Annotated in this window: 9 protein-coding genes; all 9 read right to left on the reverse strand. The window is 40.6% G+C overall.

The window, feature by feature from the left end:
* Positions 1-17 precede the first annotated feature (17 nt).
* Positions 18-860, reverse strand: coding sequence for an ABC transporter permease (locus HMPREF9189_RS09670; RefSeq protein WP_000880489.1), 843 nt, complete (start codon positions 858-860; stop codon positions 18-20).
* Positions 860-1,726: an ABC transporter ATP-binding protein gene (locus HMPREF9189_RS09675; protein WP_000602876.1), complete on the reverse strand. Its 867-nt coding sequence runs from the start codon at positions 1,724-1,726 to the stop codon at positions 860-862. The genes HMPREF9189_RS09670 and HMPREF9189_RS09675 overlap by 1 nt, the downstream gene beginning before the upstream one ends.
* A 500-nt stretch (positions 1,727-2,226) precedes the next feature.
* The gene (locus tag HMPREF9189_RS09680; RefSeq protein ID WP_000407105.1) at positions 2,227-2,640 is read right to left on the reverse strand and encodes a YjdF family protein; all 414 of its coding nucleotides are present in this window, start codon (positions 2,638-2,640) and stop codon (positions 2,227-2,229) included.
* Between the two features lie 139 nt (positions 2,641-2,779).
* Positions 2,780-4,012 (reverse strand): acyl-CoA thioesterase/BAAT N-terminal domain-containing protein, encoded by a 1,233-nt coding sequence (locus HMPREF9189_RS09685; RefSeq protein ID WP_000217706.1) that lies wholly within the window; start codon positions 4,010-4,012, stop codon positions 2,780-2,782.
* Positions 4,013-4,067: 55 nt separating this feature from the next.
* On the reverse strand, positions 4,068-4,523 hold the full coding sequence (locus HMPREF9189_RS09690; protein ID WP_000358210.1) for a MarR family winged helix-turn-helix transcriptional regulator: 456 nt from the start codon (positions 4,521-4,523) through the stop codon (positions 4,068-4,070).
* A gap of 175 nt (positions 4,524-4,698) precedes the next feature.
* Positions 4,699-7,200: a leucine--tRNA ligase gene (gene leuS / locus HMPREF9189_RS09695; RefSeq protein WP_000011795.1), complete on the reverse strand. Its 2,502-nt coding sequence runs from the start codon at positions 7,198-7,200 to the stop codon at positions 4,699-4,701.
* 154 nt (positions 7,201-7,354) lie between these two features.
* Positions 7,355-8,047 (reverse strand): histidine phosphatase family protein, encoded by a 693-nt coding sequence (locus HMPREF9189_RS09700; protein WP_000049289.1) that lies wholly within the window; start codon positions 8,045-8,047, stop codon positions 7,355-7,357.
* Between the two features lie 236 nt (positions 8,048-8,283).
* Positions 8,284-9,621, reverse strand: coding sequence for a PFL family protein (locus HMPREF9189_RS09705; RefSeq protein WP_000354900.1), 1,338 nt, complete (start codon positions 9,619-9,621; stop codon positions 8,284-8,286).
* A gap of 9 nt (positions 9,622-9,630) precedes the next feature.
* A complete protein-coding gene (locus HMPREF9189_RS09710) occupies positions 9,631-9,897 on the reverse strand; it encodes an ACT domain-containing protein (RefSeq protein ID WP_000644112.1) in 267 nt (88 codons plus the stop codon).
* Between the last annotated feature and the right edge of the window lie 88 nt (positions 9,898-9,985).

The following is a 9,985-nucleotide window of genomic DNA, read 5'->3' on the forward strand; positions in this document are numbered from 1 at the left end:
TTCTCTCCAATACATCTTTATTTTCTCTTGCTAAACACTTTAACAAATAACATCCAAAGAAGAATAGCGACGAGACTGATAATAACCACTATAAAGTATGTTTCTTCCTTTGTCAATAGTTCTTGCCAGTTGATTTGAATTCCCATTTTTTCTTGAAATTCCTGTAACAGACCGCTATTTCCTGTAAATGTGGTCTCTAATGGCTCTTTCATTAAGACTTGTCGATAGAGAGAAGCAATATAAGTTGCAGGGGTACATTTCATGAAAAGCTGTGCAGAATCAGGTAATACTCCAATAGGGACATAAGTTCCTACTAAAAATCCAGAAGCAGTCCCCACTATCGTTGCCAGTTTACCAAGACTATCTACAGATTGAAAACGGTAAATCAAGAGAACATTTACCAAACTTGAAAGCAGACTGCTTAATAACATAATCAAAGCGATTTCCGGTAAATGACTGATAACTGGACTTTCTTTAAAATAAAAACTCATAACAGCATACATAAACACCTGCATAACAAAAGAAATGACAATACTACTGATTAGATAGGACGCCTGTAAGCCCCAGCTACCTAAATCTGTCAAGAAGAGATCTTGATCCACTTGATTTTCGCGATCCTGTACCATTTGTGTAAGAGCCGTAAAACTGGTTGTAATCCCAGTCACAGCCAAGGTCCCACCCATCAGCCAGTTGTTTAAAAGGTTCGTATTATCAGGGAGTTGAGACCAAGCATCCGTTAAGTTCTTCTGCAAAAAAATGATATAAAGGAGGAAGGAAATCAATGCCCCCAATAATGAGAAAAATACTCCCGAACGATTACGAAAATATAAGATAAAATTCCGTTTCAATAAAGCTAACATTAGCGAACCTCTCTTCCTGTAAGTGCAATAAAGGCATCATCCATAGTACCCGGACGAAACTCAAAAGAATCAATTTCTTCTCGAACTTTTGCCAAATATTCAATGGCCTCCTGTGACGTCCTTGGATAAAAAAGATATTCCATCTCATTTTCTTCCTCGACTGTCATTCCATTCTGTCGCAATTTTTCTAGATCCTTCATTTCCTTAAAACGAATTTTTAGGATATTAGATGCATACTGGCTTTTAATAGTAGTCGCAGAACCTTGCGCAATCACTTTCCCATGATCAACGATATAGATTCGATCCGCTTCATCTGCTTCATCCAGATAATGAGTCGTTAAGATAATAGTCATCCCTTCATCCTTTTGTAGTCGATAGAGTAGATCCCAGATGGATTTGCGAGTCTGAATATCAAGACCTGTCGTTGGTTCATCCAAGAAAAGAATATCTGGCTGCGAAAGAAGAGCACGCGCAATATCAACCCGACGTTTTTGCCCACCTGACAAGGTCCCATAGAGTTGTTTCTGGAAAGCAGTCAAACCCAGTTGATGAATCAAATCATCCACACGACTTGCTGCAATCTCCTTATACTGTTGAGCACGAATCGTGAGATTTTCCCTAACCGTCAACATCTCATCCAGTACACTGGCTTGAAAAACCACTCCGATTTTCGTATTTGGCGCATATCGAATCTGACCCTGTGTCGGCTTTTTCAAACCGATTAACATGGAAATAGTGGTTGATTTCCCTGCACCATTGGGTCCCAAAATAGCATTGAAACTTCCTTTTTCAAACTCTAACTGAATATCATCGACAGCCATATGATTGCCGTACCGTTTAGTCAAATGTTTAGCTTGTAAAATCATATTTTTTCCTCCTCTTAACCACACTAGTTTAACAAAAAGAATGAAAGAAAAATCGACTTTTGAGATAAGCAGTTAAAATGAAAGGCCAAGTGGTAAAATAATGGGGGTTAAGTTTTAAAGTGGGGCAGATTGCAACCATTTTTCTCCTGTCGAATCACTAGAGGAAGTTGAAAATCACTTACAGCAACATATTGCCCTTTTAAATATGTGCTATAAAAGAGATGTTTTACCACATCTAGCAGAAAATCCAAGAGTCGGTAGTATTGTTCTCGCCAAAGCAAACAATAAAAAATGAATCAGAAATCATGACACACTCTCCTTTCTAGTAAAATGAAAATGCTGAATGGGGCAGGATTGAATTTGAAGCAAGCAAGTATGGTCCTGAATTTGAAACTGCCATTAACGATAAGTCTATCTATTAGGAAAGAAATCTTCAATACAAGCAAAAACAGCTCTTGTTATCCAAGAAGAGCTGTTCTATTTTATGAAAGAGAGAGTCACTAGTGACCCTTGTGCTTCTCTCTACGTTTTTGCTGTTTGCGTTCAAATTTCTCTTGCTTGAGCAATTGCTTTTGGAGACTAGACTGTTGTTTTGAATGCTTTTTTCGTTCGTCATACTGCAACTGTAAAAGCTCTTGTGACTTAGAAGAAACTTTCTGCTTTACTTGTTTCTTCACAGCTCGCTGCAGACGCTTCGGATTCTTAATCTTCACATGCTGTTTGACTGTTGCCTCTGGACTAAAAGATAACCGAACAAACTGAGTCTGTATAAGTCTCAAAATTTCATCCTCTTTTGGTTCCTGACCAAATGTCACTCGACAAACTTGATAAGTTCCCTCATACTCTTGTTCAAACAATCCATGCCAAAATCCATCTTCAAAATAAACTGTCAAGCCAATTGAAACGATTTCCACGACAGCACCTCCTTAAATCTATCCCTAAGAACGGACAACCAAGGAGGAAGGTTACTGATAGGCTTGCCTACGTCTGGACTACCAACCAGAACTGTGTTTTTATCTTAGTTGGGACTATTATAGCACGGTTCAGCACTATCTACAAATTTTTCAGATGTGTATCAAAAAAATTTATCGTAGCAAACCAAGAGTCTACACTTTCTTTCATTAATAAGCGCCAATCTTTTCGATGACGATGATTCGGTTGATAAGCAACCGTCAACATATGCCCTGTTTCATGGTATTTTTTGAACAAAATGGATTTCCCCTTATAATGTGAAATAATATCATCTATCGCGGATGATGCATTCCATATTTCATCAACATCGCTTCCTAGTAATAATAAAGGAGAGGCAATTTTACTCACATCAATCTGAGCCCTACTATCTTCAGGAATATGCTTTCCCAAAAACTTGTTTAACAAATAATTTCCTAGTTGAAACTTTTGATACGGAAGTTCTTTTTGCAAATATGTCCAAGAAGATGAATGAGAGTTGAGTTTTCCCTTTATTCCCTCAAATATTACATTTGAGGGGGAATTGAGTACCAAACATTGCACATCATCCAAAATACTTTGTCCAGCCAGAACAAGCTCGGCTCCTTTAGAGCGACCATATATTCCTATTTTTGTATTATCAACTTGAGGATGATGATATAGAAAATCTTTCGCCTCCTCCAGACATTCTATCGGAATTCGTTCTAAATTTTTGGGCAATCCCTCTAAACCAAAATAAGCTATCGCAAGACAAATATAGCCTCTAGAAGATAAAAGTTGGGCAATATTCTGAGCTTTTTCAATTCTTCCCTCACTTCCGCTAACAATAATCAAGGCTGGTGCTCTTCTCAACTTTTCATCATAAAATAATCGACCTTGAAAATGCTTATCATAAATATCTTGATACCTTATTCCCAGATTCATATAACGCCTTACAAAATTTTGCTCCGCAACCACATCTTTCCCCAGCTTGATTTTAATTTCAACACCAAAACGATCTCGCAATGGAATTCTATCAAGAGAACTGGGTAATCTCCTTTTCCTATTCTTCAACGGTTTCGCATTAAAGAATAAGCCCATTCCTGAAATCCCTTTATAAGATCCCGAAATAGATGCTATCTGAGAGGTATCAATCATACCGCCCTGATCAGACAAAAAAATTGCAGTTGATTTCCACATGACATCATGATCTAAAAGCAAGGGAGCATTTATACAGTAGTAATCAGATAGGTACATTTCCACACAATACCTTGCCCTTGGTTCTAAACCATTGATAGTAATATAAAAAGATTCATCTGCTAAGTCAGTTTGTGAAATCAGTTCAATGTTTACAGTCATATCTTCTCCTTTTGTTAATATACTTAACAACCAAATTTAAAATTTACCGTGACTTTTACCACGGTAATTCCCCCCATACCTTTTCAATATCATCCATCAATTTCACAACTGTCTGAAGCTCTTCCTCGCTATAGTTGTTTAAAACTGAAAAGACCGATTTTTCAATATATGCTTGTTGCTCCTTATGGATTTTAAAAACTTCGATGCCTTTTTCAGATAATCTCAAATATTTATTTTTCCCATTATTCGGAGCAAAATCAAAAACAACTAAATTTTTTTGAATTAATCTCCTAACACTTTGAGTTATTGCACTTCTAGAAACTTCTAATAATTCAGATAATTTTACTAGATTTAAGGGCTGATTTTTCCCAATCACAACAATCAAATGTACCTCATTCAACGTAATGGATTTGTCAATACTAATTTTATGTTGATTTTTTTTTAACTGTTCAAACGCTAAAATAAATCTATTGAAACGATTATTAAATGTAATAAATTCTTTTTTATCCATAATCTCTCTTTTCTTTGTTAATTATATTAACAAAACAGAAACTTCTTGTCAAATAAAAATCCTCCAGATTCTACTCTGAAGGATTCCTATCTTATTTCACAACGATATTAACGAGTTTAGTTGGCTCAAACAGTTTGGGGAACTGTTTGAGGTTGCAAATGAGCAAATAAATTGGTTATTTCACCACAATATTCACAAGCTTGTTAGGGACACTAATCACCTTCACGATTTCCTTACCGTCAATTTCTGCTTTAACTTTTTCATCCGCTAGAGCGATTTCTTGCAATTCTTCGCGTGACAGGTCTTTAGCGACCATGAGTTTGGCACGAACTTTACCTTTGATTTGGACGACGATTTCGATTTCGTCTTCAACCAATTTACTTTCGTCCCATGTTGGCCAAGCCACGTAAGAGATGGATTCACCTGTTGCTGCAACTGTTTGCCAGACTTCTTCTGCCAAGTGAGGTGCAAATGGGGCGATCAACTGGATAAAGCCTTTGGCATAGTCCACATAGAGTTTGTCTTCCTTGTTAGCAGCGTTGACAAAGACCATAAGTTGGGCAATGGCTGTGTTGAATTTCATGGACTCGATTTGCTCAGTGACAGCTTTGACTGTTTCATTGTAGACCTTGTCAAGAGCACCATTGTTTTCCGTAGCGATTTCTTTACTTGTAATCAAACGGTAAACACGGTCGAGGAATTTACGGCTTCCTTCCAAACCTTCTTCTGACCAAGCGATTGAAGCGTCAAGTGGTCCCATGAACATTTCATAAACACGAAGGGTATCAGCACCGTATTGTTCCACTACATCGTCTGGGTTGACAACGTTCTTGAGAGATTTAGACATCTTGGCTGGTGCTTGCTCCAACTCTTCTCCTGTTTCCACATGGAAGAAGGATCCGTCACGTTTTTCAACCTTGTCAGTCGCTACAAGAGCTCCACGGTGGTCACGGTAACTTGTTCCCAAAATCATCCCTTGGTTAAAGAGTTTTTGGAATGGCTCTTTAGTAGGTACAACACCAAGGTCATAGAGGAATTTGTGCCAGAAACGAGCATAAAGCAAGTGAAGGACAGCATGCTCTGCACCACCCACGTAAATATCTACTGGCAACCATTGTTTGAGGAGCTCCTCGTCAGCCAATTTCTCAGTATTGTGTGGGTCAATATAACGGAGGTAGTACCAGCTTGAACCAGCCCATTGTGGCATGGTGTTGGTTTCACGACGACCTTTGACGCCATCTTCACGAGTCACTTCCAGCCAGTCTGTCAAGTTAGCTAGTGGACTTTCACCAGTACCTGAAGGGCGGATATCCTTGGTTACTGGTAAGACAAGTGGCAATTCACTTTCAGGAACAGCTGTTGAAGTCCCATCTTCCCAATGAATGATTGGGATTGGCTCACCCCAGTAACGTTGACGACTAAAGAGCCAGTCGCGGAGACGGTAGGTAACCTTCTCTTGACCACAACCTTTTTCTTCCAACCAAGCTACAATTTTAGCAATCGCTTCTTCTTTGTTAAGACCGTTCAAGAAATCAGAATTGACATGAAGTCCATCTTCAGTATAAGCAGCTTCCGCCACATTGCCACCTTCTAGCACTTCTACGATTGGAAGACCAAACTGTTTGGCAAATTCCCAGTCACGTTGGTCGTGGGCTGGCACAGCCATGACAGCACCGGTTCCATAGCTAGCAAGAACATAGTCTGCAATCCAGATTGGAATTTCCTTGCCATTGACAGGGTTGATGGCATAAGCACCAGTCCAAACACCGGTTTTTTCCTTGGCAAGGTCTGTACGAGCCAAGTCAGACTTGAGGCTGGCTTGGTGTTTATAGTCTGCTACTGCTTCGGCTTGTTCTGGACTGACGATAGCATCAACCAAGTCATGTTCAGGAGCCAGAACGGTAAAGGTTGCACCGAAAAGAGTATCCGGACGAGTAGTAAAGACAGTGAATTCCTTGTCTGTTCCTTTTACTTTAAAGGTTACATTGGCACCAGTTGATTTCCCAATCCAGTTGCGTTGCATATCCTTGATAGACTCTGGCCAATCAAGGTCATCCAAGTCATGGAGTAAGCGCTCCGCATAGGCAGTGATTTTGAGCATCCATTGGCGCATTGGTTTGCGGACAACTGGATAGCCTCCACGCTCAGAAGTTCCGTCAGGAAGGACTTCTTCGTTAGCGATAGCTGTTCCTAGTTCCTCAACCCAGTTTACTGGGACTTCCGCTTCATAAGCCAAGCCTTTCTCGTAAAGTTTGGTGAAGATCCACTGAGTCCATTTGTAGTAGTTTGGATCTGTTGTGTTGACTTCACGGTCCCAGTCATAAGAGAATCCAAGCGCATTGATTTGACGTTTGAAGTTGGCAATGTTTTCTGCTGTAAATTCTGCTGGGTCATTCCCCGTATCCATAGCGTATTGCTCAGCTGGCAAACCAAAGGCATCCCAACCCATTGGGTGAAGGACATTGTAACCTTGGGCACGTTTGTAACGGCTGAGGATGTCGGTTGCAGTATAACCTTCTGGGTGTCCTACGTGCAATCCAGCTCCTGAAGGATATGGGAACATGTCCAGAGCATAGAACTTCGGTTTTGAGGCATCTGTTCCTGTCTTAAATGTATGATGTTTCGCCCAGTAGCCTTGCCACTTAGGCTCAATTTCCTTATGATTGTAAAAACTCATGCTATTTCTCCAATTTTATGATGTTACTATTATACCATTTTTGGGGGAATTTGAAAGTCGAGAAAGAATCTTTTCCCTCCATTGTCAAGAAAGATTGGCACCGAAAACAATCTTGCTAAGCAGAATAAAAAACAGCTCTTAGAGCTATCTTTTATCAATGCTTATTTTCTTCCATCTTCTCACGTCCCAGTTCCCGATAGCTACGGTCACCAACGACATCGACTGTAAACTGACCGTTCTCGTATTCTAGAATGGTCACGCTACCATTATCTAGACCATGCGGATGCATGCCATTGATGAGATAAACCATCGTACCAATGGTCATCCCGTGGCTAACAACCAGGGCATTGCCACCACCTTGTTCTTCCATTTCTTTGGCAATCGTTTCGAAACCTTCTCTGATACGACCACTGAGTTTTTCCCAACCTTCAGCCCAACCAGCAGTATCAACCTCTACCAAACCTTCAGCTAGCTCCGCATAGGATAACTGATGAACATGATCCACCTTGAAAACACGAGGAATGACCCCCATAAAGAGGTCTCCATCATAGGCCCCATCAAAACTACCAAAGCACCACTCACGGATTCGCTTATCCATGCGGTAAGGGATTTTCCCTTGTAAGCCCAGTTCTTCTAGGATAATTCCCATGGTCTGAATGGTACGCCCTGAGTCACTGGAATAAGCTCTGTCAAACTGCAAACCAGACTCTCTCAAGCCAATTCCTAACTCATGAATTCCCAACTCACCTTCTGCGGTTAGAGGCGTATCACTCCATCCTTGAGCACGTCCAATCGTGTTAAACATGGTTTTCCCATGACGGACCAAGTACAATCTTACTTTAGACATTTTCTATCCTCCATTTTCTTCTATTATATCATGGATCAAAGAAATATTCGGCTTTCAAAAGCAAAGCCAACATTTGTAAATTATCCAAAAGAAAAGCTACCCTCATGGTAGCTTCCCTAGGAGATTATTATGAAAAAGTTTAGGATTCCTATTAAATAAAGTTAGGAGGTCTTTATTTAATGATTATAGTATACACAGTCATCCTTAAACCCAACTTAAATCTTCTCTCTTTTTTATTAATTTTTAAAACTATGGATTGGAGCCGGGATTTGCCCACCACGAGAGATGAAATCAACAGACGAAGCCCCGTTGACCTTCATCACTGGAGCGGTTCCTAGCAAACCACCAAACTCAATCATATCGCCTTCTTTGCCCTTAGGAATAATACGGACGGCCGTTGTTTTCATGTTAATGACACCGATTGCCGCCTCATCCGCAATCATAGCCGCAATGGTTTCAGCAGGCGTATCTTCTGGAATGGCAATCATATCCAGCCCAACAGAACAGATAGCCGTCATAGCTTCTAGCTTTTCTAGATTCAGAGAGCCATTTTGCACCGCAGCAATCATCCCCTCATCTTCAGAAACGGGGATAAAAGCACCTGACAAGCCACCGACTTGGTTACAAGCCATCACTCCGCCCTTCTTAACTTGGTCATTCAAAAGAGCGAGGGCAGCCGTCGTCCCATGCGTACCAACTGTTTCTAGGCCCATTTCTTCAAGAACACGTGCCACAGAATCACCAACTGCAGGAGTAGGTGCCAAGCTTAGGTCGACAATTCCAAAGTCAACACCAAGGCGTTCACTCGCCATTTGACCGACCAGCTGACCTATACGAGTAATCTTGAAGGCCGTTTTCTTGACTGTTTCCGCTACTACATCAAAGCTCTGTCCACTAACCTTTTCCAAGGCGCGCTTGACCACACCAGGACCCGAAACCCCGACATTAATGATAACATCTGCTTCCCCTACACCATGAAAGGCCCCTGCCATAAAAGGATTGTCCTCAACAGCATTAGCAAATACGACCAACTTGGCCGCACCCATATCTGATAGCGCAGTTGTTTCCTTGATGATACGTCCCATATCAGCGACCGCAGTCATGTTGATACCTGACTTGGTCGAGCCAATATTAACAGACGAACAAACCTTGTCTGTCTCAGCTAGAGCGCGTGGAATAGAATTGATGAGTATCTCATCTCCTTTTTGATAACCCTTTTGTACCAAAGCTGAGAATCCACCGATAAAGTCAACACCAATCTCCTTGGCAGCCTTGTCAAGTGCCTTTGCCAAAACAACATAGTCTGTCGCATCAGTCGCAGCACCAATTAAAGAAATTGGAGTCACCGATACCCGTTTATTAACAATAGGAATCCCAAGTTCTGCAGCAATTTCGTCTCCTACAGCCACTAAATTTGCAGCTTTAGTGGTAATTTTTTGGTAAATCTTTTCAGCAGCACGATTGATATCTGGATCAATACAGTCCAAAAGGGAAATCCCCATGGTGATGGTTCTGATATCGAAGTTCTGCTCCTCGATCATGGCAATGGTTTCCGTAACTTGTCTAATATCCATGGCTACCTCCTAGATATTGTACATAGCATCAAAAATCGCTGCACTTTGGATATTGATTTTCACATTCAAGGTTTGCCCAAAACTTTCAAACTCATTTCTAAGAGTGGTGAAATCCTGCTTTTTATCACTAGATACAACTGCCATCATTGTAAAATACTCATCCAGTACTGTCTGAGAAATATCGTCAATATTCAAACCCAACTCTGCAATCTTAGTAGACACTCCCGCTACAATACCAGCCTTGTCCTTGCCAACCACTGTAATAATAGCCTTCATCCTTATACCCCATTTCTACGATTATTAGAAAACCTGAACGTTTTTGATTTTCTTTTTCCTTAGTATAGCATATTTCCGTAGAAAATAC

Source organism: Streptococcus sp. oral taxon 071 str. 73H25AP, assembly GCF_000146755.1.
GTDB lineage: Bacteria > Bacillota > Bacilli > Lactobacillales > Streptococcaceae > Streptococcus > Streptococcus oralis_T.